The sequence below is a fragment of the Streptacidiphilus fuscans genome, assembly GCF_015690355.1.
GTDB lineage: Bacteria > Actinomycetota > Actinomycetes > Streptomycetales > Streptomycetaceae > Streptacidiphilus > Streptacidiphilus fuscans.
Genome location: NZ_JADPRT010000027.1, coordinates 1 through 18,159 on the forward strand (window position 1 = coordinate 1; position 18,159 = coordinate 18,159).

Consider the following 18,159-nt stretch of genomic DNA (forward strand, 5'->3'; position numbering starts at 1 on the left):
CATCGTGTTTCGGTGGTCATAGCGTGAGGGAAACGCCCGGTTACATTCCGAACCCGGAAGCTAAGCCTCACAGCGCCGATGGTACTGCAGGGGGGACCCTGTGGGAGAGTAGGACGCCGCCGAACAATCTTTCCAGTGAAGCCCCCTGACCTCGTGTCAGGGGGCTTCACTGCGTTGTGGGCGTCTACGGATCCATACTGGGCCGGCCCCTCCCGGGCGCCTGTCCCCTAGGCCCCTGGTCCGTCCCCCCGGATCAGCGCTCGTGAGCGACCCAGCGGTCGAGGCACCAGAGCGTGATGCCGGTGATGCAGCCGCTGGCGACCACGTCCCAGAGCCAGTGGTAGTTCCGCCAGATCAGGCAGAAGCCCACACCCACGCAGACGAACGTCGTCGCAGAGTAGATCAGCGTCCGAAGCCGCGGCAGAACGCAGGCGGCGAGCAGGGCCGCCGTGCCGAGGCAGATCGAGGCCGTGGCCGTGTGGCCGGACGGGAACCAGCCCCAGTCGCCGGAGGCCACCGGTGCGCCGGCGGGACCTGGGCGGCCGATGAGGATCTTGCCCGGGATCACCGTCCCGAAGAGTACGACCGCTGCCAGCACGCCCGTCGCCAACGGCCGCCAGGAGCGTTTCCATACGGTCACCACCACGGTCACCAGCGCGAGCGCCGTCCCCGAGATCTCCGGCAGGCCGATGTCCGTCCAGCGTTCTGCGGTGTCGTCGACCCACGGCCAGCGTTGGAGTGATGCCACCCAGCCCTGGACCGTCGCGCGTGTCCAGCGGTCGATCGCAAGCAGCGGGCCGTTGGTGAGGACCTGCTCCGTGAGCACGAGAAGGACGAGCCCCAGCACGATCGGGAACCACACCGAGGTCAGGGCAACACGTAGCCGCCCCGGAGCAGGGGGGAGAGCTCCGGGGCGGCTGATGTGATCGACGTTCCGCTTGGCCCGGGGGGTTTGAGCTCGGCGTTCTGTCGATCGGCTGAAGGGACTCAACGACGAGTCCGACGTGGTGTCCTCGGCGATGTCGTGCTTCTCCATCTGCCAATGACAGTACGTCACCTCAGGACGCCGATCGATCCGCCTCACCCACCCGCCATCAGGTCCGCACACGTTCTTCACGCTACGCCAGGCGGCTGTGAATCGGCGGGTTCGGGGCGCACGGTCGCCACCAGCCGATGACCCCAGGTGGGGTCGTCGAAGACGTCGTGGAGCACGGTGACGTTCGTGCCGGTGTGCTCGGCGTGGATCATCGCGCCATTACCCAGGTAAAGACCGACGTGGTGGATCGGGCCTCCCGGGTCGGCGAAGAAGAGCAGGTCGCCGGGGAGCAGATCGGAGCGGTCGGGGATCGCCCGGCCGAGTTGGGCCTGGGCGGCGCTGTAGTGGGGAAGGACGACCGAGCCGCCGCTGGCCTCGAACCAGGCGTAGCGGACCAGGCCGCTGCAGTCGAAGCCGATGGTGTGGTCGGCCATGCACTGCCCGTTCAGGTAGCCGTTGGTCCCGTCGCAGAAGCCGAGGGTGGGGCCGAGCAGGCTGCCGCCGCCCCAGGAGTACGGGATGCCGAGTTCGGCCAGCGCCACCTGCGCCGCCTGGAAGCCGCGCATCCGCTCGGTGATGGTGCCGATCGGGGAGGAGCCGTCGTCGGCCCGGGCGGACACGGGCACCGCCAGCACGGCGGCCAGCGCGATCGCGACCGCGCAGAGCACGGTGGTCAGCGGAGAGATCATGCGACGGAGCGTCATGGCCCGCATCACTACCCGGAACTGGCATCCCTGGCCCACTCGGAGCAGCACTGTGCCCCCATCGGACGAATCCGACGGGGGCACAGGTGAGTCGAACGAGAGGAGCCTCACGGCTCCTCAGATCCGCGGATCAGAGCGCGGCGAACGCGTTCTCGATGATGTCCAGGCCCTCGACCAGCAGGTCCTGCGGCATGACCAGCGGCGGCAGGAAGCGCAGCACGTTGCCGTAGGTGCCGGCGGTCAGGACCAGCAGGCCCTCGTTGTGGCAGAACTTCGCCAGGGCGGCGGTCGCCTCCGGGTTCGGGTCCTTGCTGCCCGGCTTGACCAGCTCGACGGCGATCATCGCGCCGCGGCCACGCACGTCGCCGATGATGTCGAACTTCTCCTGCATCGCGCGCAGGCGGGTCAGCATGGTCTCGCCGACGGCCTGGGCCTTGGCGTTGAGGTCCAGCTGCTTCATGGTCTCGATCGAGCCCAGCGCGGCGGCGCAGGCGACCGGGTTGCCGCCGTAGGTGCCACCGAGGCCACCGGCGTGGGCGGCGTCCATGATCTCGGCGCGGCCGGTCACGGCGGCCAGCGGCAGGCCGCCGGCGATGCCCTTGGCGGTGGTGATCAGGTCCGGGACGATGCCCTCGTCGTTGCAGGCGAACCACTGGCCGGTGCGGCAGAAGCCGGTCTGGATCTCGTCGGCGACGAAGACGATGCCGTTGGCCTTGGCGTACTCGACGATCGCCGGGAGGAAGCCCTTGGCCGGCTCGATGAAGCCGCCCTCGCCCTGGATCGGCTCGATCACGATGGCGGCGACGTTCTCGGCGCCGATCTGCTTGTTGATCATGTCGATCGCCTGGGCCGCGGCCTCGGCGGCGCAGTTCTCCGGGCCGGTCAGCCAGCGGTAGGGGTACGCCAGCGGGACGCGGTGGACGTCGGGGGCGAACGGACCGAAGCCCTGCTTGTAGGGCATGTTCTTCGCGGTCATGCCCATGGTGAGGTTGGTGCGACCGTGGTAGCCGTGGTCGAAGACGACGACGGCGGTGCGCTTGGTGTAGGAGCGCGCGATCTTGACGGCGTTCTCGACGGCCTCGGCGCCGGAGTTGAAGAGCGCGGTGCGCTTCTCGTGGTCGCCCGGGGTCAGCTCGTTGAGCTGCTCGGCGACGGCGACGTAGCCCTCGTAGGGGGTGACCATGAAGCAGGTGTGCGTGAAGGCGGCCAGCTGCTGCGAGGCGCGCTCGACGACCAGCTCGGCGGCGTTGCCCACGTTGGTCACGGCGATGCCGGAGCCGAAGTCGATGAGGGAGTTGCCGTCCACGTCCTCGACCACGCCGCCACCGGCGCGGGAGATGTAGACGGGAAGGGTGGTGCCGACACCGGCGGCCACCGCGTTGAGCTTGCGTGCGTGCAGCTCCTGCGACTTCGGACCGGGGATCGCGGTGACGAGGCGGCGCTCCTGCGGAAGCGAGGGGCCGCCAGGAAGCTGGGCAGCGCTCATGAGGTGGTCTCCCATGCGTTGAGATCGGCGGGTGATCGAGTCGGCGGGTGATCGAAGTCGATCGAGCGCCTGGACGTTCTACGGGGATCGTCCCTTTCAGCAGGCTACGGCGGGACCCCCGCTCCGGCATACGCCGAAGGGGAGTGAACCGGAACCCGAGTTGTCCGTGGCGGACACTGATCTTGAACCGTGTGCTTCCGCCCCTGGCCGTGCTCCGCTCCACTAGATTGGGAGCTTCGACAGCGGTGCTTTGTGCGCGGGGCAAGGGAGCGGGACTGCGATGTCACTCGACGGACACACGGCGCCCGATCCGTCGGCGATTCCCCCGATCCCCCCGATGCCCACCGCCCCGCCGCGGGTTCCCGCGGCCACGGTGATCCCACCGCAGCACGGCGCGTCGGGCGCTGGCGGCCCTTCGTTCGACCTCGTCGGCTGGGTGACCACGGCGCGGCACTCGGGTCCGGTCGGCGTCTTCGGCCTCGGCCCCGCGCCGATCGACCAGGACGAGCAGGCGCTCGCGGACGAGGCGGTCCCGGGTTGGAAGCTGCTGCTGCGCGCCGGGCTCAACCTGGTGGTGGCCTACGTGCTGTTCGACCTGCTCCAGGGCCCGTTCGTCTGGCTGATCTCCATCCTGCTCCCGGGCTTCACCCACGCAGCGGGTCAGCAGGACTGGTGGGCGATCACGCTCTCCTATCTCCTCTACGTCCCGCTGCTGGCGCTGTTCGTCTGGATCTTCGGCCGGATGGGCCGGTGGAAGCTGGTGTGGCGGCGGTACGGGCGTCCGCTGCTGCGGCAGCTCTCCACCGCCGGTGAGCCGATGCCGCCGGCGCAGCCGCAGCGCGGCGGAGCGGCGAGCCCGGCCGCGCCGACCGGCCCTGCCGAGCAGGAACTGCCGGACGTCTGGGAGCCGCTGCGGAACGTCGCGCATCCCGGGACGCTCGCGCTGCTCGACGCCGAGACCGCGCAGCGGCACGTCGGGGACGTCGACCGGCAGCGGCTGCTGCAGGCGCTGTCCTGCGTCCGGCACGATCCGGAGAGGCTCGGCGCGCTGCTCGGGGCGGTGCGGGATCACGGGGCTGCGGCATGTGGGCATCCGTCGGGGGCGCGGGACCTGGCCGGGCGGAGTCCGGCGCAGGACCTGCTGCTGCGTCAGGTTCGGCTCGGCGCGGTCGAGAGCGTGCCGAAGAACCCGGCCGAGTACCGGGGCGCGGACCTCGCGTTGGACCCGCTGCTGCTCGGCACCTCCCTCCTCGCGGTCGGACCGCCGGGGACCGGGAAGACCTCCCGGCTGGCCCGGCCGGTCGCTGAGGCGCTCTGCCTCCAGGCGTTGACCGGCTCGGCGGTGGTCGTGGCGGTCGGGGCCACTGACGCGGACCTGGGGCCTGCGGACTGGTACGACGTGGTCGTCTCGCCCGGCGACCCGAACTCCGGCTACGGGCTCGATCTCTTCGGCGGCGCACGGCAGTTGGACGAGGCCGCGGCGCGGCTCGCGGACGCGCTGCTGCCGGACGAGCTGGCGCTGCGCGCCGAGGGCGCGCGTCTCGCGCTGCAGCAGATCGTCGGGCCGTTCCACACCGCGTTCGGGCGGCTGCCCGGCGTCCGGGAGCTGGTGCTGCTGCTGCGCGGCGAGCGGGCCGCCTGGGCGGCGCTGCTCGACGGCGTCGAGGAGTCGGGCGCGCTGCCCGCCTACCAGCACGAACTCGCCCAGCGCGAGCGGATGCACGGCACCGTCGACGACCCGGGCACGCTGCTTGCGGACCGTCTGGCGCTGCTGGACCGGCCCGTCTTCGCGGGCTTCTTCAACCCCTCGGAGGGCGACCCGGAGCCGCTTCCGCTCTTCGCGCTGCGCGCCCTGGACCACCCGCTGCGGGTGCGGGTCGCGCTGCCCGACCACAGTCACCCGGAGGCGTCCCGGATCCTGGCGCGTCTGGCGGTGGGTCAGTTCCTGCACGCCGCGGCCAGTCGACAGGACCGCTCGCTCTTCGCGGGCCTGGTCGTGGACGACGCCTCGGCGGCGGTCGACTCGCACGCGATCCGGACGATCCAGCGCCTGCGCGGCGCGAACGCGGGTGCGCTGCTGATGCTGCGCACCCTGATCGACCTGCCCGAGCAGTTGCGGGCCCCGCTCTTCGGCGCGGTCGGCGGCCGGATGGCCTTCCCCGGCATCGCGCCCTGGGACGGCAAGCTCTTCGCGGAGTCGTGGGGCACGGTCTGGGTCGACGAGAAGGACGTGACCCGCGCACCGGACATGTCCGGCGGCATGATCCGCAAGTTCTTCCGCGGCGCGCGGACGGTGCTGGCGGGGGAGCGGGCGCAGACCGAGAGCGTCACCACCCGCAAGGTCGAGCGGCGCCGCTGGTCCGCGTCCGACCTGGCCCAGGTGCTGCCGCGCGGGCATGCCGTGGTCTCGCTCACCTCGGTGGACGGGACGCAGGTGCCGCCGCTGATGATCAAGCTGCCGTAGCGCCACCGGCACGGGCCTGCGCCGTCGCCGTCGACAAGGGCCGGTTCCCGACGCGCGAGTAGGTTCTCCGCTCAGGCAGAATCAGTCGAAAAGGCTTGGACGTGTCGTCCAAGCCCGTTCATCCGTGCGCAATCAGCTCCACTCCGCGCAACCAGCTCCTCCGGAGTGCCGCAACGACGCGGTGCGCCGACTCTGCCGGTCGAAGGTGTCATGTCTCAAGAGAAGCCCCCTCGCCCCGACGACGACGTCCGGGCGACCGGCGTCACCCTCGAGTCGCTCGTGGCCATGCCCGGCCTCGGCCTGCTCGTGCGTGCTGGTGACGGCGCGCTGGAGCGGCCGGTCCGGTGGGTGCACACCAGCGAGCTGGACGACCCCGTGCCGTACCTGGAAGGCGGGGAACTGCTGCTCACCACCGGGCTCAAGCTCGGCAAGAGCAAGGAGAAGCTGCGCCAGTACGTGCACCGGCTGGCCGACGCCGGCGTGGCCGGACTGGGCATCGGGGTGGGCCTGACCTACGCCGAGGTCCCCGTCGCGCTGATCGAGGCCGCCACCGAGCGCGAGCTCCCGCTGCTCGAAGTGCCGCAGCCGACCCCCTTCATCGCCATCAGCAAGGCGGTGACGGCGGCGCTGGCCGCCGAGCAGTACCGGGCGGTGGCGACCAGCTTCGAGGCGCAGGAGGAGCTCACCCGGGCGGCCCTCGGCAAGGACGGGACGGCGGCCGTCGTCGGCCGACTCGCCTCCCGGCTCGGCGGCTGGGCCGCTCTCTACGACTCCTCCGGCACGGTCGTCGTGGCCGCGCCGGACTGGGCCGCGCGCCGGGCCGGACGCCTCCGCCCGGAGGTGGAACGGCTCCGCAGCCGCCCGGCACCCGCAAGCGCCTCGCTGCAGGGCGACACCCAGGACACCCAGGACTACGTGGTGCTCCAGTCCCTCGGCGCGGACCGCCGTGCCCGGGGCTTTCTCGCCGTCGGCACCGAGGATCGGCTGACCTCGGGCGAGCGCTACGTCGTCAATGCCGCCGTCGCCCTGCTGACGCTGACCCTGGAGCGCTCGCGCGACCTGCGCCGCGCCGAGGACCGGATGCGGACCGCGCTGCTGCGCCTGGTCCTGGCCGGGGAGACGGTGATCGCCAAGGAGGTCGCCGACGCCCTGCTCGGCGGTCTGCCGCAGGGGCCCGTGCGCGTGCTGGTCGCCGAGGGCGACGGCCTGGCCGAGCTGCGCGACCGCGTCGAGCAGGCCGCGTCGCGGACGGGCGAGTCGCTGCTGCTGGCCCCCGAGGGCGAGCGGCTGGTGCTGATCGCCGTCGACGGCGGGATGGTGCACCAGGTCTGCACGGACCTGGCGGTCGACCTGGAGTCGGTGGCCGTGGGCGTCTCCTCCCCGACCACCCTGGAGTCCGCGGGCGCAGCGGCGGCCGAGGCGGAGCGCGCGCTGGCCGTCGCGCTGCGCAGTGGTCGACGCAGCGTCGACCACTCCGAGGTCGGCGCGGGATCGCTGCTCCCGCTGCTCGGTGACGAGGCGGTCCAGGCCTTCGCGGACGGCCTGCTGCGGCCGCTGCGCGAGCACGACCGCACGTCGCGCGGCGACCTGGAGGCCAGCCTGCGGGCGTGGCTCTCCCGCCACGGCCAGTGGGACGCGGCGGCGGCGGACCTCGGCGTCCACCGGCACACGCTGCGCTATCGCATGCGGCGGGTGGAGGAACTGCTGGGGCGGTCGCTGGACGACACGGACGTCCGCATGGAGCTCTGGCTGGCGCTCCGCGCCTCGGGTGAGTAGCGCACTCCGTGCAGGCGGGTGAGTTGCACCGCCCTTAAGGGGAGCCTGGCCGATCTGTCGAGTCCGTCTGGTCGAGTCGTACAGTCCGGACAAGCTTCATCACGTCCTCCGCGCCCTACCGTTGAAGGCGTAGACACCTCAAGACCACGACGGAAGGGCCGGTGACCGCGGTGACCACCACCTACGCATTCTGGCTGGCGGGACGGCAGGAGACCGGTCCCGAGACGCACGACGTGCACCACCCGTACGACGGCAGCGTCGTGGCGAAGGTGAGCATCGCCAGCGAGGCGCAGGTCGAGGAGGCGGTCGCCGCCGCCTACGCCGTCAAGGACGAGTTCGCCGCGACCCCCGCGTACGTACGCGCGGCCGCGCTGGACCACGTGTCCAAGCGCCTCGCCGAGCGGAGTGAGGAGATCGCGCAGCTGATCACCGCCGAGAACGGCAAGCCGATCAAGTGGGCCCGTGGCGAGGTCGGCCGTGCCGTCTCCGTCTTCCGCTGGGCCGCCGAGGAGGCGCGCCGGTTCAACAGCGGTGAGGGCCAGCGGCTGGACACCGACGCCGGCGGCACCGGCCGTCTCGGCATCGTGCGCCGCTTCAACCGCGGCGTCGTGCTCGGCATCGCGCCGTTCAACTTCCCGCTGAACCTGGTCGCGCACAAGGTCGCCCCGGCCATCGCCGTCGGCGCCCCGATCATCCTCAAGCCGGCCCCGGCCACCCCGCTCTCCGCCCTCGTGCTCGGCGAGATCCTTGCCGAGACCGATCTGCCGGCCGGTTCCTGGTCCGTGCTGACCGTGCCGAACGACCGGATGCCGGCGCTGGTCCAGGACCCGCGTCTGCCCGTCATCTCCTTCACCGGCTCCGACAAGGTCGGCTACTCGATCCTCGACTCGGTGCCGCGCAAGCACGTCACCCTGGAGCTGGGCGGCAACGCCGCAGCCGTCGTGCTCGGTGACTGGAACTCCGAGGCGGACCTGGAGTGGGCCGCGTCCCGTATCGCGACCTTCGCCAACTACCAGGGCGGCCAGTCCTGCATCTCGGTGCAGCGCGTGATCGCCGACGCGTCGGTCTACGACCAGCTGGTCGAGAAGGTCGTCGCCAAGGTCGGCGCGCAGGTCACCGGTGACCCGACCGACGACGCGGTCGACGTGGGCCCGCTGGTCAGCGAGGACGCCGCCAAGCGCGTCGAGTCCTGGGTGGACGAGGCCGTCAACGCGGGCGCCAAGCTGCTCGCCGGTGGCAAGCGGGACGGTGCCAACTACGCGCCGACCGTCGTCGCCGAGGTGCCGGACGGCGTGACGCTGGCGACCGAGGAGGTCTTCGGCCCGGTCCTGTCGCTGCAGAAGGTCGACGGTGTGGACGAGGCCTTCGCCGCTGCCAACGACTCGAAGTTCGGCCTGCAGGCGGGCGTCTTCACGCACGACGTGCAGGTGGCCTTCCGGGCCCACCGCGAGCTGGAGGTCGGCGGCGTCGTGATCGGCGACGCGCCGTCCTACCGCGCGGACCAGATGCCCTACGGCGGCGTCAAGGACTCCGGCATCGGCCGCGAGGGCGTCGCCTACGCGATGGCCGACTACACCTACGAGCGCGTCCTCGTGCTCACCGGTCTGGCTCTCTGAGCTCTGTCTCACCCCTGGTGACCATGGGGGCACACAGCGTACGGTCGGGTCATACTGGCAGGTATCCCACCGTCGAGGTGATGCCCCATGTCCGGCTCCGTCCCCAACGCCGCCCCCAAGGTCACCGAGCGTGAAGCCCGTCGTGTCGCGGAAGAGGCCCGGGAACAGGACTGGCGAAAGCCCAGCTTCGCCAAGGAACTGTTCCTGGGTCGTTTCCGTCTGGACCTGATCCACCCCCACCCGCTGCCGGACGAGGCGGCGGAGCGGGAGGGCGGGGAGTTCCTCGCCCGGCTGCGCGACTTCTGCGCGACGAAGATCGACGGCGCGGTGATCGAGCGCGACGCGCGGATCCCCGACGAGGTGGTCAAGGGCCTGCAGCAGCTGGGTGTCTTCGGGATGAAGATCGACCGCGAGTACGGCGGGCTCGGCCTCACCCAGGTGCACTACAACCGGGCGCTGACGCTGCTCGGCAGCGTCAGTCCGGCGATAGCGGCGCTGGTCTCCGCCCACCAGTCGATCGGCGTGCCGCAGCCGCTCAAGATCTTCGGCACGCCCGAGCAGAAGCGCGCCTTCCTGCCGCGCTGCGCGACCACCGACATCACCGCCTTCCTGCTGACCGAGCCGGACGTCGGCAGCGACCCGGCCCGCCTGGCCACCACGGCCACGCCCACCGAGGACGGCAGCGGCTACGTCCTCGACGGGGTGAAGCTCTGGACGACCAACGGCGTCGTGGCGAGCCTGCTGGTGGTGATGGCACGGGTGCCGAAGTCCGAGGGGCACCGCGGCGGGATCACCGCCTTCGTCGTGGAGACGGAATCGGCGGGCGTCACGGTGGAGAACCGCAACGCCTTCATGGGGTTGCGCGGGATCGAGAACGGGGTGACCCGCTTCGACGGCGTCCAGGTCCCGGTGGAGAACCGGATCGGCCGTGAGGGCGAAGGCCTGAAGATCGCGCTGACCACCCTCAACACCGGCCGCCTCTCGCTGCCCGCGATGTGCGTCGGTGCGGGCAAGTGGTGTCTGAAGATCGCTCGCGAGTGGTCGGCCGCCCGCGAACAGTGGGGACGGCCGATCGCCGAGCACGAGGCCGTCGCGTCCAAGATCTCCTTCATCGCCGCGACCACCTTCGCGCTGGAGGCGGTGCTCGAACTGTCCGGTCAGATGGCCGACGAGCAACGCAACGACATCCGGATCGAGGCGGCGCTGGCCAAGCTCTACGGCTCGGAGATGGGCTGGCTGATCGCCGACGAACTGGTGCAGATCCGTGGCGGACGCGGCTACGAGACGGCGGCCTCGCTGGCGGCGCGCGGCGAACGCGCGGTCCCGACCGAGCAGGTGCTGCGCGACATGCGGATCAACCGGATCTTCGAGGGTTCGACCGAGATCATGCATCTGCTGATCGCCCGCGAGGCGGTCGACGCGCACCTGAAGGTCGCCGGCGACCTGATCGAGCCTGAGGCGGACCTGCGCCGCAAGGGACGTGCCGCGGCCAAGGCCGGTGCGTTCTACGCCGGTTGGCTGCCCAAGCTGGTCACCGGACCGGGCCAGGTGCCGACCTCGTACCGCGAGTTCCACCCGTCCGGCTGCCGCGACCTCTCCCCGCACCTGCGGTATGTCGAGCGCAGCGCACGGAAGTTGGCGCGTTCGACGTTCTACGCCATGTCGCGCTGGCAGGGCCGGATGGAGACCAAGCAGGGCTTCCTGGCCCGGATCGTCGACATCGGCGCGGAACTGTTCGCGATGAGCGCGGTCTGCGTCCGCGCCGAACTGCTGCGCACCCGCGACGGTGCGGAGGCAGGCCGGGCGGCGTACGAACTCGCCGACGTCTTCTGCGCACAGGCGCGGATTCGGACGGACGAACTCTTCGAGCGGCTGTGGACCAACACCGATCGGGACGATCGAACGCTCAGCCGGAAGGTGATGGCGGGTCGTTATCTCTGGTTGGAGGAAGGCGTGTTGGACCCCTCCGGCGAGGGGCCCTGGATCGCCGACGCCACGCCGGGCCCGGCCCGGCGGGAGAACGTGCACCGAACGATCGAGTGAAGGCGATCAGTTGATCGGTGGAGCAGCAGATCGGCGGATCGGTGATCGGGTGGGTCGGTGGGCCGATCGATCGACCGGAAGGCCGGTCCGGCGACCGCAACGCGAGGGACACCGCTCTCGTTTGTGAACATGTTACGTGAATCCGGGCCACCCCCTGGTCGGCTGACAGGTGCTCACCACTACGATGCGCTCTGGCGTGCGATGAATGAGGTCGCCGGGGGATCGCTCGCCGCGAAGCGTGTTTGTGAGGCCGCTGTACGGCCGCTCCCGGCGTGACCTATGACGAGGAGCAGGTCCCAAGGTGAGCTACCCGCCGTACGGGCAGAACCCGCAGCAGCCGCCCAGGCCGCCGTACGGCGGCCCACCCCAGCCCTATCCACAGCAGCCTCCGCAGCAGCAGCCCCCGAACCCCTATAGCCGGCCGCCGCAGCAGCCGCAGCCCTACCCGGGCCAGCAGCCGCCCCAGCAGCCGAACCCGTACGGCGGCGGCCAGCAGCCTCCGCCGAATCCGTACGGCGGTCAGCCGCAGCAGCCGCAGAACCCCTACGGCGGCCAGCAGCCACCGCAGCAGCCCCCGAACCCGTACGGCGGCGGCCAGCAGCCTCCGCAGCAACCGCCCTTCGGCGGCGGCCCCGGCGGACCGGGTGGTCCCGGCGGCCCGTTCGGTCCTTCCGGCCCCGGCGGACCCAGCGGCTCCGGCGGCTCCGGCGGATCCAACCGCCCGCCCAAGCGGAGCCGCGGCAAGATGCTCATCGGCGCGGGAGTCGCCATCGCCGTCGTGGCGGTCGGTGGCATTGTCATCGCCTCGTCCCACGGCGGCGGCAGCAGCGACTCCAAGTCCGGCAGCCAGGACGGCACGATGGCCTTCCAGAGCGGCGACTCCTGGTCGCCGCCGTCGTGGGCCGTCGCGTCCAACGACATCGGCGCGGCCAACCCCAAGACCGTGGTGTCCGGCCAGGTGTGGTTCGCCAAGGCGTCGCCGGCCAACCTGCAGAGCTACGCCCAGTCCGTCGGTACGCCGGGCGACCCCAAGTACCACCAGTTCCTGACGCCGGACCAGTTCAACACCACCTTTGCCAACGGTGCGAACTCCGGTGCCGCGGTGACCCAGTGGGTGCAGCAGGCAGGCATGAAGGTCCTGAACAAGGACGCGCAGTCGATCACCGTCTCCACCACGATCGGCGAGGTCGAGCAGACGCTCAAGGTCCAGATCCACCGCTTCAAGCACGGGGGCCGGGTCGACATCGCGCCGACCTCGCAGCCGCAGTACCCCTCCGACGTCGGCAACTACGTCTCCGCCGTCACCGGTCTGACCACCTCCAGCCCGATTCAGACGCCGCACCTGGCGGTGGGCGCCGGTTCCGCCGACTGCAGCACCTTCTGGGGGCAGCGCCCCTCCGGCCTGCCCGCGACGTCGGACGGCAGCCCGGTGCAGCAGCAGATGTGCGGGTACACCGCGAGTCAGCTCCGTACCGCCTACGGTGCGGCGGCCAGCAAGATGACCGGAAAGGGCGTCACCATCGCGGTGGTGGACGCCTACGCGTCGCCGACCATCGTGCAGGACGTGAACCAGTGGTCCAAGGAGATGGGCCTGCCCCAGCTCACGCCGGGCCAGTTCACGCAGGACGTGCCCGCCGAGTACCCGTCGACGGCGCAGGCCGCCGACGCCTCCGGCTGGTGGGGCGAGGAGACGCTCGACATCGAGACGGTCCACGCGATCGCGCCGGACGCGAAGATCGTCTACTACGGCGTCCAGGCACCTGACGACCAGTACTTCTTCGGCGCCTTCCAGAAGATCGTCTCCGGTCACACGGCGAGCATCGTCAGTGACTCCTGGGGTGGTCAGGAGGCGGGCACCGACCCCAACGACTTCAACGCCGCCGCGCAGATCTTCCAGCAGGGCGCGATCGAGGGCATCAACTTCAACTTCTCCAGCGGCGACAGCGGCGACTACACCCAGGCGCAGCAGCAGCCGTCGTCCCAGCCGGCGGTGAGCTTCCCCGCGTCCGACCCCTGGGCGACCGGGGTGGGCGGCACGGCCCTCGGCACCGACCCGGCCGGCAACTACAAGTGGGAGACGTCCTGGGGCGACGAGTCGTACCCCATCAGCGGCACCTCGTACGGTTCGACCGGCACGTTCCAGGGCGGTGGCGGCGGTGGCAACAGCGCCGTCTTCCCCGCGCCGCCGTTCCAGTCCGGCATCGTGCCCACCTCGCTGGCGAACATCTCGGGCAAGGCCCAGCGTGAGGTGCCCGACGTGGGGATGCTGGCCGACCCGGGGACCGGAATCCTGCTGGGCGAGACCATGGGCAACGCCCAGGCCACGCCCACGGCCGACGGCGGTCAGACGTTCTCCATGTCCGGCGGTCAGTACCAGCACGGGACGATGGGCGGCACCAGCCTCGCCTGCCCGATGTTCAGCGCGATGGAGGCGCTGGCCATGCAGGAGAGCGGGAGCGCGTTCGGCTTCGCCAACCCGGTCCTCTACAAGCTCTCCGGCACGCCGGCCTTCCACGACGTGACGGACTCGCCCGCCGCCCTCGGCGGTCACCACCCCGCCTTCGAGGGTGCGGACCAGGCGGGCAACCCCGCCCTCTACCTGATGGCCAAGGACAGCTCGCTGACCGCGGCGCAGGGCTACGACGACGCCACCGGCCTGGGCAGCCCCACGGCCGACTTCGTCTCCTGGTTCAAGGCCCATCCGACAGGGCAGTGACCCCGCTCCTCCAGAACTGGGGGATGACCGAGCGATGACGCAGACCCGGCCCCGGGCTCCCGGCGGCCGGGTCTGCGCTTTCTCCGAGAAAGGCTTTCGCCGAGAACGGCTTTCTCCGAGAACGTCCTCACCGACGGCCGAACGTCCTCACCGACGACCACGTACGCCAAGATCCGGTCAACCCGCCCGGGCCTCGTCCCTGGCGCCGGTCGAGGCACGACACAATGGCGGTATGACACTTCTCGCCGACCCGCACCTGCGCTTCGAGCCCGCCGTCGCCGACCCGGACGCCCCGCGGGAGCTGGTGATCCTCGGATCCACCGGTTCCATCGGGACCCAGGCCATCGACGTGGTGCTGCGCAACCCCGACCGGTTCCGCGTGGTCGGGCTCTCCGCGGCGGGCGGGCGCGTGGAGCTGCTGGCCGAGCAGGCGCTGAAGCTGGGCGTCGCGGTGGTCGCCGTGGCGCGCCCGGAGGCGGCCGAGCCGCTCCGCGCCGCGCTGGCGGCCGGAGCGCCCGCAGGGGCGAAGCTGCCGGAGATCCTGGCCGGTCCGGACGCGGCGACCGAGCTGGCCGGGATGGAGTGCCACTCGGTGCTCAACGGCATCACCGGTTCCATCGGCCTGGCGCCCACCCTGGCCGCGCTCCGGGCGGGACGCGTGCTGGTGCTGGCCAACAAGGAGTCGCTGATCGTCGGCGGGCCGCTGGTCAAGGCGGTCGCCAGGCCGGGCCAGATCGTGCCGGTCGACTCCGAGCACGCCGCGCTCTTCCAGGCGCTGACGGCGGGCTCCCGGCGGGAGGTGCGCAAGCTGGTGGTGACCGCCAGCGGCGGCCCGTTCCGCGGCTGGAGCCGGGAGAAGCTGGCCGGAGTCACCAAGGAGCAGGCGCTGGCCCACCCGACCTGGGCCATGGGCCCGGTCGTCACGATCAACTCGGCGACCCTGGTCAACAAGGGCTTGGAGGTCATCGAGGCGCACCTGCTCTACGACATCCCGTTCGAGCGGATCGAGGTCGTGGTCCATCCGCAGTCGATCGTCCACTCGATGGTGGAGTTCACCGACGGCTCGACGATGGCGCAGGCCAGCCCGCCCGACATGCGGATGCCGATCTCGCTCGGCATCGGCTGGCCGGACCGCGTCCCCGACGCCGCCCCGGGGTGCGACTGGACCAAGGCCGCGAGCTGGCAGTTCTTCCCGCTCGACACCGAGGCCTTCCCCTCGGTCGGCTTGGCCCGCGAGGTCGGCCGACTGGGCGGCACCGCGCCGGCCGTCTTCAACGCCGCCAACGAGGAGTGCGTCGAGGCGTTCCTGCAGGGAAGGCTCGCATTCACAGGCATCGTCGATACCGTGGCGAAGGTCGTTGCCGAACACGGCACTCCGCAGCAGGGAACCTCGTTGACCGTCGAGGACGTCCTCGCAGCGGAGAGCTGGGCCCGGTCCAGGGCGCAGGCGATCGCCGCCGGGTGACGGCATGATGTAGGGCGTGGCCGGACCGGACGGCGCGGCCACGCCTGGGCGAGTGACGACACGGGCACGACAGAGGCAGTACCCGACAGAGGCAGTAGAGGGAGCAGCTGGGCGATGACGACACTGATGACGATCCTGGGCATCGTGGTCTTCGTGCTCGGTCTGCTCTTCTCCATCGCCTGGCACGAACTGGGCCACCTCACCTGGGCCAAGGTCTTCAAGGTGCGCGTGCCGCAGTACATGGTCGGCTTCGGGCCGACCATCTGGTCGCGCCGCAAGGGGGACACCGAGTACGGCGTCAAGGCGATCCCGCTCGGCGGTTACATCCGGATGATCGGCATGTTCCCGCCCGGCGCGGACGGCAAGGTGACCGCCCGCTCGACCTCGCCCTGGCGCAGCATGATCGAGGACGCCCGCGAGCAGTCCTACGAGGAGATCCAGCCGGGCGACGAGACGCGTCTCTTCTACACGCGCAAGCCGTGGCAGCGGGTCATCATCATGTTCTTCGGCCCGTTCATGAACCTGATCCTGGCCTTCGTGCTCTTCCTGGTCGTGCTGATGGGCTTCGGCATCCCGCAGGCCCAGCCGACCATCTCGCTGGTCGAGAAGTGCGTGGTGGCCACCAACTCGACCGCCGCGCAGACCGGCACCTGCGGCGCGACGGACCCGGAGACCCCCGCCGCGGCGGCCGGGCTCCGGGCGGGTGACAAGATCACCAGCTTCGACGGGGTCACCGTCACCAGCTACGACCAGTTGCAGAACCAGATCCGGCAGCACCCGGACGACCAGGTGACGCTCGGGATCGAACGAAACGGTCAGTCGCTCACCAAGACCGTCAAGCTGACCACCAACACGCTTCAGGCGATCGACTCGAACGGCAACCCGACCGAAGGAACGGTCAAGGCCGGCTTCCTCGGGATCGCGCCGATCACGCCCACCGTCCAGCTCGGCATCGGCCAGAGCCTGGACCAGATGGGCAGCATGGCGAGCCAGGGCGTCTCCTCGATCGTGGCGCTGCCGTCGAAGATCCCCTCGCTCTGGGGCGCGGCCTTCGAGGGCAAGCAGCGCTCGCTGGACTCGCCGGTCGGTGTCATCGGCGTGGCCCGGGTCGGTGGCGACGTGCTGGCCATGCACGCTCCAGCCAGCGCGCGGATCGCGACCATGCTGCAGCTGCTCGCGGGCCTGAACCTCTCCCTCTTCCTGCTGAACATGCTGCCGCTGCTGCCGCTGGACGGCGGGCACATCGCCGGCGCGCTCTGGGAGGCGGTGCGCCGCCGCGCGGCCGCACTGTTCAAGCGCCCGGACCCGGGCCCGTTCGACGTGGCCAAGCTGATGCCGGTGGCCTACGTGGTGGCGGGAATCTTCCTCTGCTTCACCGTCCTGGTGATGATCGCGGACGTGGTCAACCCGGTCCACGTGGGCTGAACCGGAGCGGTCACTTCGGTCGGGTACCGTTGGCCTGGGTGCGCCACCGACAAACCGCGCGCCCGGCTTGCCCGGAGCGCCCGGGTGGCCCTCGCCGCACCTTGGGGATTACGCAAGCAATGACCGCGATCTCGCTGGGAATGCCGTCCGTGCCGCTGGAGCCGCTCGCTCCGCGTCGTCAGAGCCGTCAGATCATGGTGGGGAATGTCCCGGTCGGCGGGGGTGCGCCGATCTCGGTGCAGTCGATGACGACGACAGTGACGTCGGATGTGAACGCGACGCTGCAGCAGATCGCGCAGTTGACCGCGTCCGGGTGTCAGATCGTGCGGGTGGCGTGTCCGTCGCAGGACGACGCGGACGCGTTGCCGATCATCGCGAAGAAGTCGCAGATCCCGGTGATCGCGGACATCCACTTCCAGCCGAAGTACGTGTACGCGGCGATCGACGCGGGTTGTGCGGCGGTGCGGGTGAACCCGGGGAACATCCGTCAGTTCGACGACCAGGTCAAGGAGATCGCCAAGCGCGCCTCGGACGCGGGCGTGCCGATCCGGATCGGTGTGAACGCGGGCTCGCTGGACAAGCGACTGCTGGAGAAGTACGGCCGGGCCACCCCGGACGCGCTGGTGGAGTCGGCGCTGTGGGAGTGCTCGCTGTTCGAGGAGCACGGGTTCCGGGACATCAAGATCTCGGTCAAGCACAACGACCCGGTCGTGATGGTCGCCGCCTACCGCAAGCTCGCCGCGGCGTGTGACTACCCGCTGCACCTGGGCGTGACCGAGGCCGGTCCGGCGTTCCAGGGGACGATCAAGTCCGCGGTGGCGTTCGGCGCGCTGCTGGCCGAGGGCATCGGCGACACGATCCGGGTCTCGCTGTCGGCGCCGCCGGCGGAGGAGATCAAGGTCGGGACGCAGATCCTGGAGTCGCTGGGGTTGCGTCAGCGCGGTCTGGAGATCGTGTCGTGCCCGTCCTGCGGGCGTGCGCAGGTGGATGTGTACAAGCTGGCGGAGGAGGTCACCGCCGGGCTTGAGGGCATGGAGGTGCCGTTGCGCGTGGCGGTGATGGGTTGTGTCGTGAACGGTCCGGGTGAGGCGCGTGAGGCCGACCTGGGTGTGGCGTCCGGGAACGGCAAGGGGCAGATCTTCGTGAAGGGTGAGGTCATCAAGACCGTGCCGGAGTCGAAGATCGTGGAGACCCTGATCGAGGAGGCCATGAAGCTGGCCGAGCAGATGCAGGACGCCGGAGTCGAGTCGGGCGCCCCGTCCGTGGCCGTCAGCGAGTGATCAGGTCGACGAGCGATCAGGTCGGCGATTGATCGATCGATCACTGTCGTAATCACCCTGGGGTTGACGTGGGCCTGCGGTACAGGTCACCGTCAATCCCAGCTTGATGTTCGGAAGAGCGCTCGTTCTGGCACAGGGGGTCGCCGGC

Annotated in this window: 11 protein-coding genes and 1 rRNA gene; 9 read left to right on the forward strand and 3 right to left on the reverse strand. The window is 70.7% G+C overall.

Annotation, left to right across the window (positions count from 1 at the left end):
* The first annotated feature begins 8 nt into the window (after positions 1-8).
* A 5S ribosomal RNA gene (rrf, locus tag I2501_RS37980) occupies positions 9-125 on the forward strand.
* Positions 126-253: 128 nt separating this feature from the next.
* Here rrf and I2501_RS37985 read toward each other — a convergent pair.
* From I2501_RS37985 to gabT, 3 genes are all read right to left on the reverse strand, one after another.
* The gene (locus I2501_RS37985) at positions 254-862 is read right to left on the reverse strand and encodes a phosphatase PAP2 family protein (RefSeq protein WP_196198669.1); all 609 of its coding nucleotides are present in this window, start codon (positions 860-862) and stop codon (positions 254-256) included.
* A 251-nt stretch (positions 863-1,113) separates the two neighbouring features.
* Positions 1,114-1,725, reverse strand: coding sequence for a C40 family peptidase (locus tag I2501_RS37990; protein ID WP_196198670.1), 612 nt, complete (start codon positions 1,723-1,725; stop codon positions 1,114-1,116).
* Between the two features lie 145 nt (positions 1,726-1,870).
* Positions 1,871-3,226, reverse strand: a complete 1,356-nt coding sequence (gabT, locus tag I2501_RS37995) for a 4-aminobutyrate--2-oxoglutarate transaminase (RefSeq protein ID WP_196198671.1) — start codon at positions 3,224-3,226, stop codon at positions 1,871-1,873.
* 337 nt (positions 3,227-3,563) lie between these two features.
* Between gabT and I2501_RS38000 the strand changes: the two genes are divergently transcribed.
* From I2501_RS38000 to ispG, 8 genes are all read left to right on the forward strand, one after another.
* The gene (locus tag I2501_RS38000) at positions 3,564-5,690 is read left to right on the forward strand and encodes an ATP-binding protein (protein ID WP_196198672.1); all 2,127 of its coding nucleotides are present in this window, start codon (positions 3,564-3,566) and stop codon (positions 5,688-5,690) included.
* Between the two features lie 210 nt (positions 5,691-5,900).
* Positions 5,901-7,466, forward strand: a complete 1,566-nt coding sequence (locus I2501_RS38005) for a PucR family transcriptional regulator (protein WP_196198673.1) — start codon at positions 5,901-5,903, stop codon at positions 7,464-7,466.
* A 170-nt stretch (positions 7,467-7,636) separates the two neighbouring features.
* Positions 7,637-9,082 (forward strand): aldehyde dehydrogenase family protein, encoded by a 1,446-nt coding sequence (locus tag I2501_RS38010; RefSeq protein ID WP_196198710.1) that lies wholly within the window; start codon positions 7,637-7,639, stop codon positions 9,080-9,082.
* Between the two features lie 87 nt (positions 9,083-9,169).
* Complete coding sequence (locus I2501_RS38015; RefSeq protein ID WP_196198674.1) at positions 9,170-11,125, forward strand: acyl-CoA dehydrogenase family protein; 1,956 nt, start codon at positions 9,170-9,172, stop codon at positions 11,123-11,125.
* A 301-nt stretch (positions 11,126-11,426) separates the two neighbouring features.
* Positions 11,427-13,841: a S53 family peptidase gene (locus I2501_RS38020; RefSeq protein WP_196198675.1), complete on the forward strand. Its 2,415-nt coding sequence runs from the start codon at positions 11,427-11,429 to the stop codon at positions 13,839-13,841.
* Between the two features lie 232 nt (positions 13,842-14,073).
* On the forward strand, positions 14,074-15,306 hold the full coding sequence (gene dxr, locus I2501_RS38025) for a 1-deoxy-D-xylulose-5-phosphate reductoisomerase (protein WP_196198676.1): 1,233 nt from the start codon (positions 14,074-14,076) through the stop codon (positions 15,304-15,306).
* Positions 15,307-15,420: 114 nt separating this feature from the next.
* On the forward strand, positions 15,421-16,731 hold the full coding sequence (locus I2501_RS38030) for a M50 family metallopeptidase (RefSeq protein WP_196198677.1): 1,311 nt from the start codon (positions 15,421-15,423) through the stop codon (positions 16,729-16,731).
* A gap of 119 nt (positions 16,732-16,850) precedes the next feature.
* Positions 16,851-18,011, forward strand: coding sequence for a flavodoxin-dependent (E)-4-hydroxy-3-methylbut-2-enyl-diphosphate synthase (gene ispG / locus I2501_RS38035; RefSeq protein ID WP_196198678.1), 1,161 nt, complete (start codon positions 16,851-16,853; stop codon positions 18,009-18,011).
* Positions 18,012-18,159 lie beyond the last annotated feature (148 nt).